At 68.4% G+C, this 21,149-nt stretch carries 16 protein-coding genes, 2 tRNA genes and 1 pseudogene; 14 read left to right on the forward strand and 5 right to left on the reverse strand.

Annotated features, from left to right (window positions below; genetic code table 11):
* Positions 1-59 precede the first annotated feature (59 nt).
* Positions 60-2,603 carry an aminopeptidase N gene (pepN, locus tag E3T37_RS09635; RefSeq protein ID WP_134366587.1) on the reverse strand — a complete coding sequence of 848 codons (2,544 nt, stop codon included), beginning with the start codon at positions 2,601-2,603 and terminating at the stop codon, positions 60-62.
* A 94-nt stretch (positions 2,604-2,697) separates the two neighbouring features.
* Between pepN and E3T37_RS09640 the strand changes: the two genes are divergently transcribed.
* Positions 2,698-3,717 carry a DUF2332 domain-containing protein gene (locus E3T37_RS09640; RefSeq protein ID WP_134366572.1) on the forward strand — a complete coding sequence of 340 codons (1,020 nt, stop codon included), beginning with the start codon at positions 2,698-2,700 and terminating at the stop codon, positions 3,715-3,717.
* Positions 3,718-3,820: 103 nt separating this feature from the next.
* Here the strand turns inward: E3T37_RS09640 and E3T37_RS09645 are convergent, their stop codons facing one another.
* Positions 3,821-5,173, reverse strand: a complete 1,353-nt coding sequence (locus E3T37_RS09645) for an MFS transporter (RefSeq protein ID WP_134366588.1) — start codon at positions 5,171-5,173, stop codon at positions 3,821-3,823.
* 306 nt (positions 5,174-5,479) lie between these two features.
* On the opposite strand from E3T37_RS09645, the gene E3T37_RS09650 reads away from it, so the two are divergent.
* A complete protein-coding gene (locus E3T37_RS09650; RefSeq protein ID WP_134366573.1) occupies positions 5,480-6,289 on the forward strand; it encodes a GNAT family N-acetyltransferase in 810 nt (269 codons plus the stop codon).
* 185 nt (positions 6,290-6,474) lie between these two features.
* On the opposite strand, the gene E3T37_RS09655 is transcribed toward E3T37_RS09650, so the two are convergent.
* Positions 6,475-7,971 carry an SDR family NAD(P)-dependent oxidoreductase gene (locus E3T37_RS09655; RefSeq protein WP_134366574.1) on the reverse strand — a complete coding sequence of 499 codons (1,497 nt, stop codon included), beginning with the start codon at positions 7,969-7,971 and terminating at the stop codon, positions 6,475-6,477.
* Positions 7,972-8,094: 123 nt separating this feature from the next.
* On the reverse strand, positions 8,095-9,699 hold the full coding sequence (locus E3T37_RS09660; RefSeq protein WP_174235682.1) for an MFS transporter: 1,605 nt from the start codon (positions 9,697-9,699) through the stop codon (positions 8,095-8,097).
* 185 nt (positions 9,700-9,884) lie between these two features.
* Between E3T37_RS09660 and E3T37_RS09665 the strand changes: the two genes are divergently transcribed.
* The 6 genes from E3T37_RS09665 (at position 9,885) to E3T37_RS09690 (ending at position 15,348) form a co-directional block, all read left to right on the forward strand.
* Positions 9,885-10,493, forward strand: coding sequence for a disulfide bond formation protein DsbA (locus E3T37_RS09665; protein WP_134366576.1), 609 nt, complete (start codon positions 9,885-9,887; stop codon positions 10,491-10,493).
* Between the two features lie 13 nt (positions 10,494-10,506).
* Positions 10,507-10,995 carry a ribose-5-phosphate isomerase gene (locus tag E3T37_RS09670; RefSeq protein ID WP_134366577.1) on the forward strand — a complete coding sequence of 163 codons (489 nt, stop codon included), beginning with the start codon at positions 10,507-10,509 and terminating at the stop codon, positions 10,993-10,995.
* A 2-nt stretch (positions 10,996-10,997) separates the two neighbouring features.
* Positions 10,998-11,981, forward strand: a complete 984-nt coding sequence (locus E3T37_RS09675) for an Fpg/Nei family DNA glycosylase (protein ID WP_134366578.1) — start codon at positions 10,998-11,000, stop codon at positions 11,979-11,981.
* 34 nt (positions 11,982-12,015) lie between these two features.
* Positions 12,016-12,720, forward strand: coding sequence for an FMN-binding negative transcriptional regulator (locus tag E3T37_RS09680; protein ID WP_134366579.1), 705 nt, complete (start codon positions 12,016-12,018; stop codon positions 12,718-12,720).
* The gene (locus E3T37_RS09685) at positions 12,717-14,201 is read left to right on the forward strand and encodes an amidohydrolase (RefSeq protein ID WP_198416033.1); all 1,485 of its coding nucleotides are present in this window, start codon (positions 12,717-12,719) and stop codon (positions 14,199-14,201) included. The genes E3T37_RS09680 and E3T37_RS09685 overlap by 4 nt, the downstream gene beginning before the upstream one ends.
* A 175-nt stretch (positions 14,202-14,376) precedes the next feature.
* Positions 14,377-15,348 carry an L-lactate dehydrogenase gene (locus tag E3T37_RS09690; protein ID WP_134366580.1) on the forward strand — a complete coding sequence of 324 codons (972 nt, stop codon included), beginning with the start codon at positions 14,377-14,379 and terminating at the stop codon, positions 15,346-15,348.
* 9 nt (positions 15,349-15,357) lie between these two features.
* On the opposite strand, the gene E3T37_RS09695 is transcribed toward E3T37_RS09690, so the two are convergent.
* A tRNA-Gly gene (locus E3T37_RS09695) sits at positions 15,358-15,431 on the reverse strand.
* A 169-nt stretch (positions 15,432-15,600) separates the two neighbouring features.
* On the opposite strand from E3T37_RS09695, the gene E3T37_RS09700 reads away from it, so the two are divergent.
* The 6 genes and pseudogenes from E3T37_RS09700 to E3T37_RS09725 all read left to right on the forward strand — a co-directional run.
* Positions 15,601-15,677: transfer RNA gene (locus E3T37_RS09700), tRNA-Pro, on the forward strand.
* A 40-nt stretch (positions 15,678-15,717) separates the two neighbouring features.
* Complete coding sequence (gene tig, locus E3T37_RS09705; RefSeq protein WP_166806088.1) at positions 15,718-17,175, forward strand: trigger factor; 1,458 nt, start codon at positions 15,718-15,720, stop codon at positions 17,173-17,175.
* Between the two features lie 310 nt (positions 17,176-17,485).
* Positions 17,486-18,085 carry an ATP-dependent Clp protease proteolytic subunit gene (locus E3T37_RS09710; protein ID WP_134366581.1) on the forward strand — a complete coding sequence of 200 codons (600 nt, stop codon included), beginning with the start codon at positions 17,486-17,488 and terminating at the stop codon, positions 18,083-18,085.
* Between the two features lie 16 nt (positions 18,086-18,101).
* Positions 18,102-18,773, forward strand: a complete 672-nt coding sequence (locus E3T37_RS09715) for an ATP-dependent Clp protease proteolytic subunit (RefSeq protein ID WP_134366582.1) — start codon at positions 18,102-18,104, stop codon at positions 18,771-18,773.
* Positions 18,774-18,978: 205 nt separating this feature from the next.
* Positions 18,979-20,259, forward strand: a complete 1,281-nt coding sequence (clpX, locus tag E3T37_RS09720) for an ATP-dependent Clp protease ATP-binding subunit ClpX (RefSeq protein WP_134366583.1) — start codon at positions 18,979-18,981, stop codon at positions 20,257-20,259.
* Between the two features lie 121 nt (positions 20,260-20,380).
* Positions 20,381-21,037: pseudogene (locus tag E3T37_RS09725) on the forward strand (benzoate/H(+) symporter BenE family transporter); the annotation flags it as partial.
* Positions 21,038-21,149 lie beyond the last annotated feature (112 nt).

Genomic DNA, 21,149 nt, shown 5'->3' on the forward strand with positions numbered 1-21,149 from the left:
CCAGGAGCAGAATCTCCGTCGAATTCGTTAGGGGCACGCGGGCGGATGCGGCGGCGCGGCTACTCCGCGTCGCGCGTCTGGGCGGCGAGGGCCCGTTCGACCCCGGCCAGGTTCTCGATCACCAGGCGGCGCAGCGCGAGCGGCTCCGGGTTGGCGTCGAGCCAGGTGCGCGTCGAGGTGACGAGCGCCCGGTTCGCGAGCGGTGCCGGGTACAGCCCGAGCACGAGCTTCTCTGCGATCGAGAAGCTGCGGGCCGCCCAGACCGACTGCAGCATGGCGAAGTACTGGTCCACGAACGGTTCGAGCAGCGCGGTGTCGTTGGCGCGCAGGAAACCGGCGGCCGTGACCCGCACGATCGTGTTCGGGGCGGTGTCCACGTCGATCAGCGACGACCAGGCGGCCTGCTTCCCCTCAGCCGTCGGGATGGCGGCGCGGGCCTGCGCGGCCGACTGGGCGCCGGTCGCGGTGTTGTCCGCGGCCAGTGCGGCGTCGATCTCGGCCGATCCGGCCTTGCCACCGGCGACGAGGGCGATGAGCAGCTCCCAGGCGAGGTCGGTGTCGATCTCCAGGCCCTCGAGCGGCACGGAGCCGTCCAGGAGCGCGGCCACGGATGCCAGCTGGCTCTCGGTGGTCGCGATACCGGCGAAGAACTTCACGAACTGGAACTGCGCGTCGGAGCCGGCTTCGGCGTGGCGGGCGAGGGACCAGAGCGCGTCCCCGACCTCCTTGATCGTCGCCGTGCGGTGCTCCTCGGCGACGTAGTAGGTGGCGGCGAGCACGACCTGGCCGAGTACCGTGCGCAGCGTGGTCGACTCGGTCTCCGTCGCGACGTTGCCGAGCACGAGCGTGATGAAGTCGCGCGGCGCCGTCTCGGCGTCGCGGGTGGCGTCCCACACCGCGCCCCAGACGATGGCGCGGGCGAGCGGGCTCTCGATCGCGGAGAGGTTCTCGAGGGCCACCTCCTGCGACGCCGGGTCGAGGCGGATCTTGGCGTAGGCCAGGTCGTCATCGTTGAGCAGGACCAGGGCGGGACGCTTCAGGCCGACCAGCGTGGGGACATCCGTCTGCGCGCCGTCGACGTCGATCTCGACCCGGTGCGAGCGCACGAGTGTGCCGTCCGCCAGGTCGTAGAAGCCGATCGCGAGGCGGTGCGGGCGAATGGTGGGGTAGTCGGCGGCGGCTGTCTGCAGCACCGTGAAGCCGGTGACGGTGCCGGTCTCGTCGACGGTGACCTCCGGGCGCAGGGTGTTCACGCCCGCGGTCTCGAGCCACAGCCTGGTCCATTCGCTGAGGTCGCGGCCGCTGGAGGCCTCGAGTTCGACCATCAGGTCGTGCAGCTCGGTGTTGCCCCACTGGTGCTTCTGGAAGTACGCGGCGACGCCGGTGAAGAATTCGTCGCGGCCGACCCAGGCCACGAGCTGCTTGAGCACGGAGCCGCCCTTGGCATACGTGATGCCGTCGAAGTTGACCTGCACGTCTTCGAGGTCGGTGATGGTGGCGGTGATGGGGTGGGTGGAGGGCAGCTGGTCCTGCTTGTAGGCCCAGCTCTTCTCCATCACGGCGAAGGTGGTCCATGCCTCGGTCCACTCGGTGGCCTCGGCGGTGGCCATGGTCGACGCCCACTCGGCGAAGGACTCGTTCAGCCACAGGTCGTTCCACCACTTCATGGTGACCAGGTCGCCGAACCACATGTGCGCGAGCTCGTGCAGCACGGTGACGACGCGGCGCTCCTTGATGGCGTCGGTGACCTTGGAACGGAACACGTAGGTCTCGGTGAAGGTGACCGCGCCGGCGTTCTCCATCGCGCCGGCGTTGAACTCCGGCACGAACATCTGGTCGTACTTGTCGAACGGGTACGGGTAGTTGAACTTGCCCTCGAAGTATTCGAAGCCCTGGCGGGTCTTCTCGAACAGGTAATCCGCGTCGAGGTACTCGAACAGGCTCTTCCGGCAGAAGAGGCCGAGCGGGATGGTGCGGCCGTCGCTGGAGGTCAGCTCGCTGCGCACGACCGCGTAGGGGCCGGCGACGAGGGCGGTGATGTAGCTGGAGATGGTGTGGGTGGGGGCGAAGGCCCACGTCTTTTGGCCGTTGCCGGCATCCGTCGGCTCGGGCGTGACCGAGTTGGAGATGACTTCCCAGGCGCCCGGCGCGGTGACCGTGAACGCGAACGTGGCCTTGAGGTCGGGCTGCTCGAACACGGCGAAGACGCGGCGGGAGTCGGGCACCTCGAACTGGCTGTAGAGGTAGACCTCGTTGTCGACCGGGTCGACGAAGCGGTGCAGGCCCTCGCCGGTGTTCGTGTACTCGGCGTCGGCGACGACGGTGAGCGTGTTCTCCGCGGCGAGGCCGTCGAGCTGGATCCGGATGCCGTCACTGACGGATGCGGGGTCGAGCGCGGCGCCGTTAAGCGTCACCGAGTGCACGGTGCGGGTGATGGCGTCGATGAAGGTGGACGAACCGGGCGTCGCGGTGAAGCGCACCGTGGTCTCGCTGCCGAACGTCTCCGGTCCGGCGGTGAGGTCGAGGGTGACCTGATAGCTCTGCACGGTGATGAGCGCGGCGCGCTCCTGGGCTTCGATCCTGGTGAGGTTCTCTCCGGGCAACGGTTTCTCCATCTCGGTTTCGCGGTATGCGGGCGCGCTGACGCTTGTGACGCAGCACACAGGATTCAGCCTAGCCAAGGATTAGGGTGTGCGCATGAGGGCAAGCACCGACCCGCGGGCCGCGACCGCCGACCGCTACCGGGAGTTCGCCGACATGGAAGCGCGCGGCCTGAGCGCCTGCTACGAAGCGTGGGCGCACGGCGTGGCGGACGACCCGGCGACCGTCGCCCTGATCGACCGGCTCCCGGCGCCGAAACGGCAGCCGAACCTGGTCTTCAGCGCGGCGCGGTTCCACGGCGCCCCCGTCTCGGAGTACGGGGAGTTCGGCTCCTGGCTGGCCGGCCACTGGGCCGTCGTGTCGGCCACCTGCCTCAGTCACTCCACCCAGACGAACGAGCCCGGACGGTGCGCGGTGCTGCTGCCGGCGCTCGCCGCGCTTCCCGGTCCGCTGGCCCTGATCGAGGTGGGGGCATCCGCGGGGCTCTGCCTGTATCCCGACCGGTACAGCTACCGGTATCTCGCCGGCGATGAGGTCGAACGGATGCTGCATCCCGCCGCCGGGCCGAGCCCGGTGGTCCTCGACTGCTCCCTGACCGGGCCGGTGCCCGGGCCGGCCGAACTGCCCGAGGTGGTCTGGCGGGCCGGCGTCGACCTCAACCCGCTCGACCTGTTCGATCAGGCCGACGTGGCCTGGCTGGACGCCCTGATCTGGCCGGAGCACGACGATCGCCGGGCGAGGCTCCGTGCGGCGGTGCAGCTCGCTCGGGCGGAGCCGGCCCCGATCGTGCGAGGGGACCTCAACGACCAGGTCGAGGCCCTCGTCGCACGGGCGCCCGCCGGGGCGACCGTGGTCGTGTTCCACACCGCCGTGCTGGCCTACCTCGACGAAGCAGCCGCGCGCCGGTTCACGGCCACCATGCACCGGCTGCCCGTGCGCTGGTTGTCCAACGAGGGCCGCTCGGTCGTGCCCGCGGTGACGGAGAGACTGCGGGCGCGCCCCGCAGCATCCACTGACTTCGTGCTCGCTCTGGATGCCGAGCCGATCGCGTTCACGGAGCCGCACGGGCGGGCCCTGCACTGGCTGGACGAGCGGGGATCCTCGCCCCGGCGGTGAACCAATTCGACGGAGATATTGCCGTAAAGGCTCGCTTTCGGGCTGTTCAGGGTCGTTTCTGTCAGAATCTCCGTCGAATTCGTTCAGGTGTCGAGGCCTCGGGTCACTGCACCCGGTGAGCCGGCGTTCGCGGCATGGAGATCGCCGCAATCATGGTCAAAGCGGCGGTGACGGTCACGGCCGCGAACACCGCGCCGGATGCCGCGACGACCGTGGCGGCATCCGGCGCCCCTCGCCCGGAGGCGGAGAAGATCGCGTTCGCCACGGCGCCGAAGATGGCCACGCCGACCGCGCTGCCGATGGAACGGGAGAACAGGTTGGCTCCGGTGACGACGCCGCGTTCGTTCCAGTCGACGCTGGACTGCGCCGCGATCAGGGACGGGGTGGCCACCAGGCCCAGGCCGAGGCCGGTCACGAAACAGCTGGCGGCGACGATGGCGACCGAGGGGGTCGCTGCGAAGAGTGCGAGGGCCACCACGCCGAGCAGCACGATGCCGATGCCGATCAGCGCCGTGTTCCGGAAGCCGATCCGCAGGTACAGGCGCCCGGAGAGCGATGCCGAGATCGGCCAGCCGATCGTCAGCGCCGCCAGGGCCAGACCGGCGGTCAGCGGCGCGGTTCCCAGGGCCCCTTCGAGGTAGGTCGGCACGAAGGAAGTGAGGCCGATCAGGATGGCGCCGACACCGATCGAGACGAGCGCGGTGCTGAGCAGCAGATGCCGGCTGAACACCCAGAGCGGCAGGACGGGCTCGGCGGCCCCCCGCTCGGCGAGCACGAACAGGGCCAGCAGGAGCGCGCCCAGGCCGAAGGATCCGATGCTCTGCGGCGAGTTCCAGGCCCAGGCCTGCCCGCCCTCCAGCACGGCTATGATCAGGAGGCTCAGTGACACGGTGAGCAGCCCGGCCCCGAGGTAGTCCACCTGGTGGCGGCGGGGCTCGACCGTCTCGTGGAATTGGCGCAGCAGCATCCAGGCAGCGATGACGCAGAGCGGGATGTTGACGAAGAAGATCCAGCGCCAGGACAGGAACTGGGAGAACACGCCGCCGAGGGTGGGGCCGACGACGGAGGAGATCGCCCAGACGCTGGCGAGGTAGCCCTGCACCTTCGCGCGTTCGACCACGGTGTAGATGTCGCCGGCGATGGTGACCGCCATCGGCTGCACGGCCCCGGCCCCGAGGCCCTGGATCGCGCGGAAAACGATCAGCGCAGGCATGCTCCAGGCCAGCCCGCAGAGCACCGAGCCGAGCAGGAACAGGGCGATGCCGATCAGCACGATCGGCTTGCGACCGACGGTGTCGGCCAGTTTCGCGTACACCGGCACGGACACGGCCTGGGCGAGCAGGTAGATGGAGAACAGCCAGGGGAACTGGGCGAAGCCGCCGAGGTCCTTCACGATCGTGGGCACGGCGGTCGCCAGAATGGTGGCGTCGATCGCGACCAGGCCCGTGGTCATCATCAGGGCGATCAGCACCGGGCCGCGTTCGGAACGGAAGCCCACGTCGATGCTGCTCAGCTTGCACCTCTTCACTCACCGGGACGGATGCCCCTTGACTCCAAGTCGTCGCGGCGGTCGAGCATTCCCGCCGGGCGTCCCGGATCGGTGGCCCCTGGCTCGACTCCCGGGCGGAGCCGGCACACGGTGTCCGGCGCTGAACCAATTCGACGGAGATTCTGCCCTAACAGCCCGTTTTTTGGCCGTCTGGGTCTCGTTTGGCCAAAATTACCGTCGAATTCGTTCGGGCCGGCTCTAGGGTGGGGCGCAATGACAAGTCGAGAGGCCCTCCTGGCCGCCTACGATGCCCAGCTCCGGCTGCGGGTTCCGGCCGAGCAGCCCGCGGGCATCCGTTTTGAACTGCGGGGTTCGGTTCTGCGCGTGGTGGGATGGCACCAGGGTTTCGTCGAGACCGCCCGCGAGGTGGGACTGACCGGGTCGGCGCTGGACGCCCTCATCGCCGGGCACCGAGACTTCTTCGCGGCTCGCGGCGAGGCGGTGGAGTGGAAGACCCGCGGCCACGACGAGCCCGCGGACCTGACCCGGCGCCTGATCGCTGCCGGGTTCGTGCCCGAGGCACCCGAGACGGTCGTCGTGGGCGAGACCGCGCGCCTGACCGCGCGACCCGGGTCCGGGCTGCCCGACGGGGTCACCATCCGTCAGGTCGACTCCCGAGCGGATTTCGATGGCATCGCCGACGTCCAGACTCAGGTCTGGGGAACGGACCAGTCCTGGCTGGCCGGCGACCTTGAGACGAGTGTGCGCGATGCCCCGGGTGATGTGCTCGTCTTCGTCGCCGAGGCCGCCGGAGAGGTGGTCTCCTCGTGCCGACTCGAGTTCACCCCGGGAACGGACTTCGCCGGCCTCTGGGGCGGGTCGACGCTTGCCGCCTGGCGGGGCCGCGGCATCTACCGGGCGCTCGTGGCGCACCGGGCACGGCTCGCGCACGATCGTGGCGTGCGCTACCTGCAGGTCGACGCCTCCGAGGACAGCAAACCGATCCTGCTGCGCCTGGGCTTCCAGACGCTGACGACGACGACCCCGTATGTCTGGACGCCGCCCGCCCCCGCGCCGGACTGATCCTCGGCGTTGCCTGGTCGCGCTGCGAGTGCGCCGGGGCATCCGCTCGCCCTCACCAATTCCACCCAACCAATTCGACGGAGATTTTGCCGAAATCGGGTCTGAATCGGCCTCCAGGGTGCGAAAAGCTCAGAATCTCCGTCGAATTGGTTCGGAGCGGGACAGGGTGGTGGCCCGAGGGACGGCTACCAGGTTCCGGGCTGGTAATCCTTCAGGAAGACGCCGCAGAGGTCTTCGCCGGCCTCGCCGCGCACGATCGGGTCGTAGACCCGCGCCGCGCCGTCGACCAGGTCGAGCGGGGCGTGGAAGCCCTCCTCGGCGAGGCGCACCTTGGTCGGGTGCGGGCGCTCGTCGGTGATCCAGCCGGTGTCCACACTCGTCATCAGGATGCCGTCCGAGAGCATCTCCTTCGCGCTGGTGCGGGTGAGCATGTTCAGCGCGGCCTTGGCCATGTTCGTGTGCGGGTGGCCGGGGCCCTTGTAGCCGCGGCCGAACACGCCCTCCATCGCGGACACGTTCACGATGTAGGTGCGGCGGGCCTCGGATGCCGCCAGCGACGCACGCAGGCGGCTCACCAGCAGAAACGGGGCCGTGGTGTTGCAGAGCTGAACCTCGAGCATCTCCAGCGGGTCTACGTCCTGCACGTTCGCGGTCCAGCTGTTCGCGTCGTGCAGGTCGGGCACGAGCCCGCCCGCGTCGATCGCGGTGCCGGCGGCGAGGCGCTCGAGCGAGGAGGAGCCCGGCGCCAGGGCCAGCGCGGTGAGGTCGTCGGCGGTGAGCGCGCCGGTCGCGCCGGCCGCGGCGGTGAGGATCGGGTGACTGGTGACGGATGCCGCGAGCGCGGTCGGGTGCGCGTCGTTGGCGTGCCCGAACGTCACGATCTCCGGGATGCTGCCCTCCGGCAGCGGAGACTGCTCCGCCAGGGCCAGCATCGAGTAGGAGCCGGGGGAGCGGCGCACGGTCTGGGCGGCGTTGTTGATCAGGATGTCGAGCGGTCCGGCCGCCGCCACGGAGTCGGCCAGGCCGATCACCTGAGCCGGGTCGCGCAGGTCGATACCCACGATCCGCAACCGGTGCAGCCAGTCGGCGGAGTCCGGCATGGCGCTGAACCGGCGCACCGCATCCCGCGGGAACCGGGTGGTGATGGTCGTGTGGGCGCCGTCGCGCAGCAGGCGCAGGGCGATGTACATGCCGATCTTGGCGCGGCCGCCGGTGAGCAGGGCGCGCTTGCCGGTCAGGTCGGTGCGGGCATCCCGTTTCTGGTGGCTCATGGCCGCGCAGCCGGGGCACAGCTGGTGGTAGAACGCGTCGACGAGGGTGTACTTCTGCTTGCAGATGTAGCAGGCCCGGGGCACGAGCAGTTCGCCGGCCGACGCCCGATCGGTGCCGAGGCGCAGCTGGGCGCCGATGGTCTCGTCGTCGATCCGGGTGCGGGCGCCGGTCGCGGTCGCGGCGATGACCTCCCGGTCGGCGTCCGCGATCGCCTGGCGCTTCTCGCCGCGGCGCACCATTTTGACGGACTTGAACATCTTGGCGGTGGCCTGCCGCACGGTGACGAAGTCCGGGTCCTCCGGGTCGATCTCGCTGAGCGAGGCGAGGACCCGCAGGGCGATCGCCATCTCCGCGGGGTCGATGCCCGGTGCGGGCTCTGCCGCGGGCTCGGTCGAAGGCGTGGTGGTCATCCGCCAATTCTACGACGGCCCCCTGAGACGACTGTTGCCCGGCCGGACAACTGGTGCCGGTGTAGCGGCACCTGTTGTCCGTCCGGGCAACAGCGGTGAAGCGAGCTGGTGGAGCGGGTGTGGCTAGACCTTCAGGGTCTCCGGCGCAGGAGTGGAGTCGAGTTCCGTCGCGAGCGAGGACAGGTCCATCGACGAGGTGGCCGGCTCATACGTTTCGTCGAACGGCATTTCGTCGGTGTCCAGGTCGGGGTTGTCGTCCTGGTTGGCGACCAGCTCGCGGGCCTCGAAGACCGAATTCACGCTGGGCATCGAGCCCAGCAGCGGGCGTCCGGCAGACTCGCGCAGGAAGAAGATCGCGATTCCACCGACGACGGATGTGCCCATCAGGTAGTAGGCCGGCATCATGTCGTTCCCGGTCCCGGCAATGAGCGCCGCGATGATGAACGGCGTGGTGCCGCCGAAGATGGCGACCGAGAAGTTGTACGCGATGCCCATGGCGCCGTAACGACTTTCGGTCGGGAACAGCGCCGGCAGGGCCGAGGCCAGGTTGGCGACGTAGAACGTGACGGGCAGGGCGATCAGGGCCAGGCCGAGCAGCGTCGACCAGATCTCACCGACACCGATCAGCAGGAACGCGGGGATGGAGAGCACCACGGCACTACCGGCGCCCATCCAGAGCACCGGGCGGCGGCCGATCTTGTCCGACAGTCGGCCGGCGAGGGGGATGCAGAACGACATGATCACGAGGATGGGGATGGTCAGCAGTGTGCCGTGCAGCTCGTCGTAGCCCTTGGTGGCGGTGAGGTACGTCGGCATGTAGGAGGTCAGGGCGTAGCCGAGGGTGTTCGCCGCGGCAACGAGGACCATCGCGACGATGATGCCGCGCCAGTGGTTCTTGAAAATGCTGACCGGGCCGTTCGACGCGGCGGACTCGTCGGTGAACGACGGGTCGGTGGCAGCCAGCTCCTTGGCATCCAGGGTGGCCTGGAAGGTGGGGGATTCCTCGATCTTGAGGCGGAACCAGATGGCGATCAGGCCGAGCGGTCCGGCGATGAGGAACGGGATGCGCCAGCCCCAGTCTTCCATCACGGGCTGACCCAGGGTCACCTGCAGGATCGAGACGAGCGCGGCGCCGATGGCGAAGCCGAGGTAGCTGCCCATGTCGAGCAGGCTGGCGAAGAAGCCGCGGTGCTTGTCGGGCGAGTGCTCGCTGACGAAGGTGGTCGCACCGGCGTACTCACCGCCGGTGGAGAAGCCCTGCACGAGCTTGGTGAAGACGAGCAACGCCGCGGCGAGCATGCCGACCTGGGCGTAGCTGGGCAGCAGGCCCACCGCGAAAGTGGATGCCGCCATCAGCATCAGGGTCATCGACAGCACCTTCTGGCGGCCGATCTTGTCTCCGAGCCAGCCGAAGAAGACGCCACCGAGCGGGCGGGCGATGAAGGTCGCGGCGAAGGTGCCGAGCAGGAAGAGGGTCTGCACCGTCTTGTCGGCCTCGGGCAGGAACACCGGGCCCATCGTCGTGATCAGGTAGCCGAACACGCCGACGTCGTACCATTCCATCGTGTTTCCGACGATGGTGCCGCCGAGGGCCTTCTTCAGTCTCGACTGGTCGACCACGTTGACGTGGGACACTTTTAAGCGGCGCTTGAGGAGCGTTTTCTTCGCCTTGCCGGCGGTGAGATCCGCACCGGCATTCGAATCGGTCGTGCTTGTCGTTCTGAGCATTGGAGCTTCTCTCGTGGAGATCATTTTTCGATGAAAAGTTGCGGCCCGCTTCCGGGCATAACGTACGATTTTAGCCGAAAAGTGGCCTCAACCAGACATTTCGTTTGGGATACCCGCCCTGGACAGGGGTTTACGTGGGGTCTCCGTCGCCCGTTCTCGAGTCAATCGGCGCTTAGGCTGGCACCATGGCTGACTCCGTGAAGTTCTGGTTCGACCCCTCCTGCCCCTGGGCCTGGATGACCTCCCGCTGGGTGGGGGAGGTGGCCGCCCTGCGCGGTTTCGACGTCGAGTGGAAGGTGATGAGCCTCGCCGTCCTGAACGAGGATCAGGACGTGTCAGAGGAGTACCGGGAGTTCTTCCCGCGGGCCCTCAAATACACCCGCCTGGTGCAGGCCGCGCAGGAACTGCACGGCCAGCAGACGGTCAAGGCTCTCTACGACGCCCTCGGCGCGCGCATCCACCCGGGCGGCAGCTCGAACCCCGACGAGGTCATCCCGGCGGCGCTCGCCGAAGTGGGCCTGCCGGTCGCCTTCGCCGCCTTGGCGGACAGCGAGCAATACGACGTGCAGATGCGCGCCAGCCACTTCGACGGCATGGAGCGAGTGGGGCAGGATGTGGGCACCCCCGTCATCTCCGTCAACGACGTGGCCTTCTTCGGCCCGGTCGTGTCGCCCGCGCCCACCGGCGACCAGGCGCTGGCCTTGTGGGACGGCGTGGTGGCCGTCGCCGGCTGCGAGGGCTTTTTCGAGATGAAGCGCACCCGCACCCGCGGACCCGTCTTCGCGGCCGAGTAAATAGAATTGGATCATGCGCATCCACATCGCCACTGACCACGCCGGCCTCGAATTCAGCCACCACCTGCTCACGCACCTCACCCTTGCCGGTCACGAAGTCGTGAACCACGGCCCGGTGAGCTACGACGCCCTCGACGACTACCCCGGGTTCTGCATCACCGCGGCCGAGGCCGTCGTGACCGACCTCACGCAGGGCGTAGAGGCGCTCGGCATCGTCTTCGGCGGGTCGGGCAACGGCGAGCAGATGGCGGCCAACAAGGTGAAGGGGATTCGAGCCGCTCTCGTCTGGAGCCTCAACACGGCGCGTCTCGCCCGCGAGCACAACGACGCCAACGTCATCTCCATCGGCGCCCGCCAGCACACGATCGAGGATGCCACCGACTTCATCGACGCCTTCATCGCGGAGCCGTTCCCCGGGGACGAGCGCCATGTGCGCCGGATCTCCCAGCTGGCGGAGTACGAAACGACCTGCACAATCAACGGCACGCCTCTTTCAAGCTAACCGTGCCCGAGGGTCATTCCGTCCACCGGATCGCGCGCCAGTTCGCCCGAAATTTCGTGGGCAAGCGCATCCGGCTGTCGTCCCCGCAGGGCCGCTTCGTGGACGGCGCGGCCCGGCTGGACGGTCACTCCATGACGGATGCCCGCGCCGTCGGTAAGCAAATGTTCCTGGAGTTCGACAACGGGCTGTGGTTGCGCGTGCACCTGGGTCTCTACGGTGCGTGGGATTTCGCGGGCGACATCCAGGTGGACGCCACCGTCGCATCCGCCAACGGACGCATGGGCCAGACCGGCATGCGCGGCACCGGCGACGCCGTTCTGGATTCGGCCGGCGAGAACTCGGTGCGCAGTATCGGCGCTCCCCGGCTGACCCGGCTGCGGATGGCGGAGGCCGAGAAGGTCAGCGTCGAACCCGACGGTTTCCCGCCCGACCCCATCGGCCAGGTTCGGGTTCGCCTGCTCGCCGACGACGTCGTGGCCGACCTGCGCGGGCCCACGGCCTGCGAGGTGCTCGGCCCCGACCAGGTCGAGGTCGCGATGAACCGGCTCGGCCCTGACCCGATGCTCGACGACGGCGCCGCCGCGGAGGAGCGCTTCGTCAGCGCGGTGCGCAAGAAACCGACGCCGATCGGCCGGCTCCTGATGGACCAATCCGTGGTCAGCGGGATCGGCAACGTGTACCGCGCCGAGCTCCTGTTCCGGGCGGGCATCAATCCATACGCCCCCGGGAAGTCGCTTCGCGACGAGCAGGCGCGGGCCCTCTGGCGGGACTGGGCCCACCTGCTGAAGATCGGCGTCTCCACCGGCCAGATGATGACGATGGACGACCTGGGCGACGAAGACTACGTTCTCGCCATGCGCAACCGGGCCGACCGGCACTGGGTGTACAAACGCGAAGGGCTGCCATGCCGGATCTGCGGCACGCACATCACCCTGGAGGAGATGGCCGCCCGCAAGCTCTACTGGTGCCCGCGGTGCCAGTCCTGACCCCCGGCCCGCAGCCCCACCGAACGGGAGCCCGATGAGACACAATCCCAGTTTCGCCCTCGACGATCCGGATGAGGTCAAGCGCCTGATCCGCGAGAACCCGTGGGCGAGCATGATCAGTCACACCTCCGCGGGCGAGCTGGTGGCGTCGCATTACCCGGTGATCCTCGACGAGGACGCCGAGGGCATCGTGTTGCTCAGCCATGTCGGCCGGCCCGACGAGGCGCTGCACGAACTCGGCCGGCACGAACTGCTGGTCATCATCCAGGGCCCGCACGGGTACATCTCCCCGGGCTGGTACGACGGGCCCGCGGATGCCCCCACCCCGGCCGTGCCGACCTGGAATTTCGTCACCGCCCACCTGCACGGCACCCCGGAGCTGCTCAGCGACGAGGAGAACCTGCGCGTGCTCGACCGGCTCGTCGACCATTTCGAAGAACGGATGCCTGAGCCGCGTCGCCTCAACGGCACGCCCGCGAGCTCCGCCTACGCCGCCCGCATCGTCGGCGGCACGGTCGGCTTCCGGCTCCGGGTGAGCCGCCTCAGTGCGAAGAGCAAGCTGAGCCAGAACAAGCCGGCGGAGACGGTGGCGCGCATCCTGGCCGAACTCGACGGGGACGGCCCCTACGCGAGCCCGGCGCTCGCCGCCGAGATGCGCCGCGTGCACGACCCGGTTCCGCCCGTCACCTACGCGCCCCTCGGCGCGGAGCCGTCCGGCCCGCAGGGACACGACCGGTGACGCCCGGGGACTCCGAGTCGCTGGTGCTCCGGAACGCCCGGCTTCCCGGCAGCGACGAACGGGTCGACGTGGAGATCGTGGACGGCCGGATCCGGCGGATCGGCTACCTCGGAATGGTGGGACCCGGCATCCGTGCGGTGGATCTCGCCGAACGGTGGCTGATCCCCGGTCTCTGGGACAATCATGTGCACTTCAGCCAGTGGGCGCAGACCGCGCGACGGCTGGACCTATCCGGCGCCGGCAGCGCCGCCGAGGTGGCTGCCCTGGTCGCCGCGCGCGTGCCGGACCTGGCGGCGGGCGAGGGCCTGGTCGGTTTCGGGTTCAGGGACGGCCTCTGGCCGGATGTCCCGGCCCGGGCCACGCTCGACGCGGTCACCGGCCCCGTGCCGGCCGTGCTGATCAGCGGCGACCTGCACTCCTGCTGGCTGAACTCGGCCGCGCTGGCGCAGCACGGGTTCGCCGACCATCCGACCGGCCTGCTCCGCGAGGACGACTGCTTCGCCGTGGTGCGGGCGCTGGCCGCGGTGCCCGACCGGGTGATGGACGGGTGGGCGGACGCCGCGGCCCGGGCCGCGGCGGCCCGCGGGGTCGTCGGCATCGTCGAGATGGAGATGGCCTGGAACCTCGACACGTGGCGGCGCCGCATCCAGGCCGGCACGGATGCGCTCCGGGTCGAGTTCGGCATCTACACCCCGCAGCTCGGCCGGGCGGTCGAGCAGGGACTCCGCAGCGGGGACGTGATCGCGGGGACCGGTGGGCTCCTCACGGTGGGTCCCTACAAGGTCATCACCGACGGGTCGCTCAACACCCGCACCGCCTTCTGCTTCGACGAGTACCCCGGCCTGGAGGGGCAGCCCGGCTCGCGCGGGTCGCTCAACGTGCCGCCCGAGGAACTGCTCGACCACCTGCGGGTGGCGACGGAGGCCGGCATCCGCCCCGCCGTGCACGCCATCGGCGACCACGCGAACAGCCTCGCGCTCGACGCCTTCGAACGGCTCGGCTGCTCGGGCAGCATCGAGCACGCGCAACTGCTCGCCCCCGCCGACATCGCCCGTTTCGCCCGGCTGGGCGTGGTGGCCAGTGTGCAGCCCGAGCACGCCCTGGACGACCGCGACGTCGCCGACCGGTACTGGGCCGGCCGCACCGACCGGGCCTTCGTGCTGGCCAGCCTGTTGCGCGCCGGCGCGACCCTCGCGCTCGGGTCGGACGCCCCGGTGGCGCCGCTGGACCCCTGGGTGAGCCTGGCCGCTGCGGTCGGCCGCACCCGCGACGGGCGCGAACCCTGGCACGCCGAGCAGGCGATCTCCCGGCAGGCGGCGCTCGCCGCGTCCGCGCGCGGCCGGCACCGCGTGCTGGTGGGGGACGTCGCCGACCTCGCCGTGTGCGAGACCGACCCGTTCGTCGCCTCCGTCGGCGACCTCCGACGGATGCCCGTGGCCGCCACGCTGCTGGCCGGCCGGTTCACGCACGACCGGCTCTGACCGTCCGGCCCGGGGCCGGCGCCCGGGTCGCGGCGCAGGTTGTGGCAGCGGGCGCAGGTTCCAACCTGAGCCGCGAGCCACAACCTGCGCCGCGAGTGCTGGTCCCGCGGCACCGGGGCTTGATTTCGCCTGCCGAGGAATGGGACACGGGCCCCGGAAGGGGCAGACTTGACCCATGAGCGTGATCGAGAATTCCAAGCTGGCCATCATCGGAGCGGGAGCGGTGGGGTCCTCCCTCGCCTACGCCTCCCTGATCCGTCAATCGGCGCGCGAAGTCGTGCTCTACGACATCAACGGGCCCAAGGTCGAGGCCGAGGTGCTCGACCTGGCCCACGGCACCCAGTTCACCGGTGCCTCCTGCGTGGCCGGCGGCAGCGACCTCGACGCGATCGCGGGGGCGAACATGGTCGTCATCACCGCCGGCGCGAGGCAGCACCCGGGCCAGTCCCGGCTCGAGATGGCCGGTGTCAACGTCGGCATCCTGCGGGAACTGATGCCGAAACTCGTCGAGCGCGCCCCCGACGCCATCTACATGCTGGTCACCAACCCCTGCGACGTGCTGGCCTACGCGGCACGCGAGTTCAGCGGGCTGCCGGCCTCGCGGGTCTTCGGCTCCGGCACGGTCCTGGACTCGTCACGGCTGCGCTGGATGCTGGCGCACCGGGTCGGGGTCGCGATCGCCAATGTGCACGCGGTCATCGTCGGCGAGCACGGCGACTCGGAGTTCCCACTCTGGTCCCAGGCCCGGATCGGCCCGATCTCGATGGCCGAGTGGGTTCAGGACGCGATCTCGCCGAAGGGCCTGGTTCCCTTCTCCGAATCGGAATTCGACGCGATCACCGAGAGTGTGAAGTCCGCGGCCTACAAGGTGATCGAGGGCAAGGGCGCGACCAACTACGCGATCGGGCTGTCCGGCGCCCGGATCGTCGAGGCCGTGCTCCGTGACGAGGGCGCCGTGCTGCCCGTGAGTTCGGTGCTCACCGACTACCGCGGCGTCAGCAACGTGGCCCTCTCGGTGCCGAGCGTGATCAACGCCGACGGGGTCTCTCGGGTGATCGAGGTGCCCTTCAGCGAGAAGGAGCAGGAACTGTTCGAGCACTCGGCGGCGACTCTGCGCCAGACGCTGGACGGACTCGGCCTGAAGTGAGCGATGTTGTGGAGGGGATGACGGGAATCGAACCCGCGCCATCAGTTTGGAAAACTGAGGCTCTACCATTGAGCTACATCCCCCGAGCGCAGTCTCCCGCGCACTCACACAGCGTAGTACACGTTGGCGGGTGCTCGCTGCACAGGGGGACCCGCGACATCCGGCCCGTGCAGTAGACTAACCGAGGTCATTCTGCGTGAAGTGCGATCCTTGCACGCCTCGCGGACGGCACCACCGGGTTGAGACAGTGTCCGGGGCGTAGCTCAGCTTGGTAGAGCGCTCGGTTTGGGGCCGAGAGGTCGCAGGTTCGAATCCTGTCGCCCCGACCATCATCCCCCCATACATCGGTCGAACACAGGAGATTGCCACGTGAAGTCCACGGTAGAAAAGCTGAGCCCCACTCGCGCCAAGGTCACCATCTCGGTGACTCCCGAGGAGCTGAAGCCCAGCATCACCCACGCCTACGGTCACATCGCCGAGGACATCAACATTCCCGGCTTCCGCAAGGGCAAGGTTCCGCCCGCCATCATCGACCAGCGCGTCGGTAAGTCGGCCGTGCTCGAGCACGCCGTCAACGAGAGCCTCGACGGCTTCTACCGCACCGCGGTCACCGAGCACAAGCTGCGCCCCCTCGGCCGCCCCGAGGCCGACATCGTCGAATGGCCCAGCGACAAGGACTTCTCCGGAGACCTGCAGCTGTCCATCGAGGTTGACGTGCGCCCCGAGATCGACCTGCCCAACTACTCCGGCCTGAAGCTCACCGTCGACGCCGTCGAGGTGTCCGACGAAGAGGTCGCCGAGGAGCTCGACAACCTGCGCAGCCGCTTCGGCACGCTCATCACCGTCGACCGCCCCGCCACCACGGGCGACTTCGCCCAGATCGACCTGATCGCCGCGATCAGCGGCGTCGAGGTCGACAACGCCAGCGGGATCTCCTACGAGGTCGGCTCCGGCGACCTCATCGACGGTATCGACGAGGCGCTCGACTCCCTCAGCGCCGGCGAGACCACCACCTTCAACTCGAAGCTCATGGGCGGCGAACACGAGGGCGAGACCGCTGAGATCACCGTCACCGTCATCGCCGTCAAGGAGCGTGAGCTTCCCACCGCCGACGACGACTTCGCGCAGATCGCCAGCGAATTCGACACCATCGCCGAGCTCACCGACAGCCTGAAGGTCAACGTCGAGCGCTCCAAGGTCTTCGGCCAGGGCACGCAGGCTCGCGAGAAGCTCGTTGAGCAGCTCCTCGAGTCGGTCGAGGTCCCGATCCCGACCGCGATCATCGAAGACGAGGTTCGTCGCCACCTCGAGGGCGAGAACCGCCTCGAAGACGTCGAGCACCGCGCCGAGGTCACCGAATCCAGCGAGAAGACCTTCCGCCAGCAGATCCTGCTCGACACGATCGCCGAGGCCGAGAAGGTCCAGGTCAGCCAGGACGAGCTGACTCAGTACCTGATCCAGGGTGCCAGCCAGTACGGCATGGACCCGAGCGAGTTCGTCCAGGCGCTCAGCGGCAACGGCCAGATCCCGTCGATGGTGGCCGAGGTCGCCCGCAACAAGGCCCTCGCCATCGCCCTGGGCAAGGCCGAGGTCGTAGACACCAACGGCAACGCCGTCGACCTGTCCGAGTTCGTCGCCGTCCCGGACGAGGACGAAGACGAAGACGACGAGATCGAGGAAGACGACTCGGACGCCGAGGCCGTCGCAGCCGAGGCCGACGCCGAGGCCAAGGCCGCCGAGGCCAAGGCCGCCAAGGCAAAGGCTGCCAAGGCCGCCAAGGCCAAGGCCGCAGCGGCGAAGAAGAAGGCCGCCGCCGCCAAGGAGTAGCACCACCCCCGCTCACGCGCGCCGACGGGCCGGATGTCACAGACATCCGGCCCGTTTCGCGTTTGCCCTGACGAATTCGACGGAGATTCTCCGGTTCTGGACTGGTTTGGGCCGTATTCGGGGTTTTTAGAGCAGGATCTCCGTCGAATTGGTTCAGAGCGACGGATGCGCGGGGTCCGGCAGCACGGATGCGCGGGGCCCGGCGGGGCGGCCCGGCGCGGCGCGTTATCTGCCGAGGGCGAACACAGCAGTTCCGGAGCGTTGGCTCCTATAGATTCAATCTGAAGCGACAAGTGAAACGGAGCGCGACATGGCCGATATGACACCTACACCCGGCGTTTTTGACCGACTGCTGAAAGACCGCATCATCTGGCTCGGTTCCGAGGTTCGGGATGAGAACGCCAACGAGATCTGTGCCAAGATCCTGCTGCTGGCCGCAGAGGATTCGGAGCGGGACATCTTCCTGTACATCAACTCGCCCGGTGGCTCGATCACGGCTGGGATGGCGATCTACGACACGATGAAGTTCGTACCCAACGACATCGTCACCGTCGGCATCGGCCTTGCCGCGTCGATGGGCCAGTTCCTGTTGTCCTCCGGTAGCAAGGGCAAGCGCTACATCACCCCGAACGCCCGCGTCCTGCTGCACCAGCCGTCCGGCGGTTTCGGTGGCACGGCCGCCGACATCCAGACCCAGGCCAAGGTGATCCTGGACATGAAGAAGCGGATGGCCGAACTGACGGCAGAGCAGACCGGCAAGTCGGTCGAGCAGGTCCTCATCGACAACGACCGCGACAACTGGTTCACCGCCCAGGAGGCCGTAGCATACGGCTTCGTCGACCACCTGCGCGAATTCGCGTCGGATGTGGTCGGCGGCGGCGGCACCGACGACTCAGTGAACAAGAAGTAGGACGGGCAGAAACGACATGGAATTCACGAATTTTGGTCACCAGGCCGGTGGCCGCGCCCCGCAGTCGCCCGAGGCCCGCTACATCCTCCCCACGTTCGAAGAGCGCACCGCCTACGGCTACAAGCGTCAGGACCCCTACGCGAAGCTGTTCGAGGACCGCATCATCTTTCTCGGCGTGCAGGTCGACGATGCCTCGGCCGACGACGTCATGGCCCAGCTTCTCGTGCTGGAGAGCCAGGACCCCGATCGCGACATCGTGATGTACATCAACTCCCCGGGTGGTTCCTTCACCGCGATGACGGCCATCTACGACACGATGCAGTACATCCGGCCGCACATCCAGACGGTCTGCCTCGGCCAGGCGGCCTCCGCCGCTGCGGTGCTGCTTGCCGGTGGAACGCCCGGAAAGCGTCTCGCGCTGCCGAACGCGCGCATCCTCATCCATCAGCCTTCGGCCGGCGGTCAGGGAGGCGGGCAGGCATCCGACATCGAGATCCAGGCCGCCGAGATCCAGCGGATGCGTGAGTGGCTGGAATTCACCATCTCCCACCATTCCAACCGCACGGCGGAGCAGGTTCACAAGGACATCGACCGCGACAAGATCCTCGGCGCGGCCGAAGCGCTCGAGTACGGCCTGATCGACCAGATCCTGACCAGCCGCAAAAACGTGCCGACGCTCGTCAAATAAGGCACAGAACATGAACGCGACGGATGCCCGGCGGCAGGTTCGCCGGGCATCCGTCGCGTTCGGCACATCGGGACCCTCCCGCCCCACGGGCACCGGGATCGTTATCCGACGCATCCGCGTAGCCTGCACCCCAGCGTCACAGGCACAAGCTAGGCTCAATGCAGCTAATCAGTCAAGGCAGCTAATCGATGGAGGAGGCTGACGGATGGCCCGAATAGGCGAAAGCGCCGACCTGTTGAAGTGCTCTTTCTGCGGGAAGAGCCAGAAGCAGGTCCAGCAGCTCATTGCGGGCCCCGGCGTGTACATCTGCGACGAATGCGTCGAACTGTGCAACGAGATCATCGAGGAGCGCCTGGCCGAAGCCGGCGCCGAAGAGGGTGCCGGCGAGTTTGAACTGCCCAAGCCGAAAGAGATCTTCGGCTTCCTCGAGGAATACGTCATCGGGCAGGAAGCAGCCAAGCGCGCCCTGGCCGTCGCCGTCTACAACCACTACAAGCGCGTGCGTTCCCGCGCGACCCTCACGGCCGCCGACGCCATCCACGATGATGTCGAGATCGCCAAGTCGAACATCCTGCTGATCGGCCCCACCGGGTGCGGCAAGACCTATCTCGCGCAGACCCTGGCCAAGCGCCTCAACGTGCCTTTCGCCGTGGCGGATGCGACGGCCCTGACCGAGGCCGGCTACGTCGGCGAAGACGTGGAGAACATCCTCCTCAAGCTGATCCAGGCGGCCGACTATGACGTCAAGCGCGCCGAGACCGGCATCATCTACATCGACGAGATCGACAAGATCGCCCGCAAGGCCGAGAATCCCTCGATCACCCGCGACGTGTCCGGTGAGGGTGTGCAGCAGGCCCTGCTGAAAATCCTCGAGGGCACCGTGGCGTCGGTCCCGCCGCAGGGCGGCCGCAAGCATCCGCACCAGGAATTCATCCAGATCGACACGACCAATGTGCTGTTCATCGTGGCCGGCGCCTTCGCGGGCCTGGACGACATCATCTCGACCCGGGCCGGCAAGAAGGGCATCGGTTTCGGGGCGCCCCTCCACAGCAAGGGCGACGACGTCAACCTGTTCAGCGAGGTGCTGCCCGAAGACCTGCACAAGTTCGGGCTGATCCCCGAGTTCATCGGCCGGCTTCCCGTGGTCACGACGGTCACGCAGCTCGACCAGGTGGCGCTGATGCAGATCCTGACCGTGCCGAAGAACGCCCTCGTGCGCCAGTACCAGCGCATGTTCGAACTCGACGGCGTCGAACTCGAATTCGAGCAGCCGGCCCTCGAGGCCATCGCCGACCTGGCGGTGCTCCGCAAGACCGGTGCCCGTGGTCTGCGCGCGATCATGGAAGAGGTTCTCGGGCCGATCATGTTCGAGGTGCCGTCCAGCTCCGAGGTTGCGCGGGTAGTCGTGACCCGGGCCGCGGTTCTCGACAACGCCGAACCGACGATCGTGCTGCACAAGCCCCGCCGGGTGGAGAAGTCCGCCTAACCTCGGTTCTTCCCTGCCTCGCTGCCCCGCCACCCACTGCCCCGCCGCCCGCAGCCCCGCCGCCCGCAGCCCCGCCTCCCTCTGACGCCGGAGATCCGAGTACCAGCCCCTCTTCGCCGGCGTCGTGGCGGCCATCACCGGTTTCGCCAGCTCGTTCGTGCTCGTCATCGCGGGGCTGCAGGCGGTCGGGGCGAACGACGCCCAGGCCGCCTCCGGACTGCTCGCCCTGTGCCTGCTGGTCGGGATCACCTGTGTGCTGCTGCCGTGGTACTTCAAGATGCCGATCTCCTTCGCCTGGTCCACCCCCGGCGCGGCTCTGCTCATAGCGGCGGGGGAGACCACGAACGATTTCGCCGCCGCCGCGGGCGCGTTCCTCGTCTGCGGGGCCCTGATCGTGCTGAGCGGGCTGTGGTCGGCGCTCGGGCGGGCCATCACCAGCATCCCCAAGACGATCGCGAGTGCCATGCTCGCGGGCATCCTGTTCCCGATCTGCCTGGCGCCGGTGACGGCATCCGTGCAACAGCCGCTGCTCGCGGTGCCCGTAGTCGTGGTCTGGCTGGTCGTGTTTCGGCTCGCGCGCCCCTGGGCCGTGCCGGCGGCCATGGTCGTGGCGGCGATCGGGGTTGCCCTCACGGCGGGCACGGACTGGCTGACCGCCTCGTCGTCCGCACCCGGCCTGGTCTTCACGCCGCCCGTGTTCGACCCGGTGGTCATCGTGAGCCTCGGGCTCTGGCTCGGCGGCGGCCGGCCTCGCACCGCTCCCGTCGGTGCCTCCTGACCAATTCGACGGAATTTTGGCTCTCCTGCTGCATCTGTGGGTCTTTCGGAGCGCCTTAACGGCCGCACGCCGCTTCCTGTCTAGGTTTCTGACTGTCAAGGAAAGAAACTTT

This window comes from Cryobacterium sp. TMT2-10, from assembly GCF_004403075.1.
GTDB lineage: Bacteria > Actinomycetota > Actinomycetes > Actinomycetales > Microbacteriaceae > Cryobacterium > Cryobacterium shii.

Bases quoted from the DNA above. Each gene is read 5' to 3' on its own strand.
- E3T37_RS09640 (WP_134366572.1), top strand. From the start codon at position 2,698: ATGAGGGCAAGCACCGACCCGCGGGCCGCGACCGCCGACCGCTACCGG.
- E3T37_RS09645 (WP_134366588.1), bottom strand. From the start codon at position 5,173: ATGATGACCACGGGCCTGGTCGCGATCGACGCCACCATTCTGGCGACC.
- E3T37_RS09650 (WP_134366573.1), top strand. From the start codon at position 5,480: ATGACAAGTCGAGAGGCCCTCCTGGCCGCCTACGATGCCCAGCTCCGG.
- E3T37_RS09655 (WP_134366574.1), bottom strand. From the start codon at position 7,971: ATGACCACCACGCCTTCGACCGAGCCCGCGGCAGAGCCCGCACCGGGC.
- E3T37_RS09660 (WP_174235682.1), bottom strand. From the start codon at position 9,699: ATGCTCAGAACGACAAGCACGACCGATTCGAATGCCGGTGCGGATCTC.
- E3T37_RS09665 (WP_134366576.1), top strand. From the start codon at position 9,885: ATGGCTGACTCCGTGAAGTTCTGGTTCGACCCCTCCTGCCCCTGGGCC.
- E3T37_RS09670 (WP_134366577.1), top strand. From the start codon at position 10,507: ATGCGCATCCACATCGCCACTGACCACGCCGGCCTCGAATTCAGCCAC.
- E3T37_RS09680 (WP_134366579.1), top strand. From the start codon at position 12,016: ATGAGACACAATCCCAGTTTCGCCCTCGACGATCCGGATGAGGTCAAG.
- E3T37_RS09690 (WP_134366580.1), top strand. From the start codon at position 14,377: ATGAGCGTGATCGAGAATTCCAAGCTGGCCATCATCGGAGCGGGAGCG.
- E3T37_RS09710 (WP_134366581.1), top strand. From the start codon at position 17,486: ATGGCCGATATGACACCTACACCCGGCGTTTTTGACCGACTGCTGAAA.
- E3T37_RS09715 (WP_134366582.1), top strand. From the start codon at position 18,102: ATGGAATTCACGAATTTTGGTCACCAGGCCGGTGGCCGCGCCCCGCAG.
- clpX (WP_134366583.1), top strand. From the start codon at position 18,979: ATGGCCCGAATAGGCGAAAGCGCCGACCTGTTGAAGTGCTCTTTCTGC.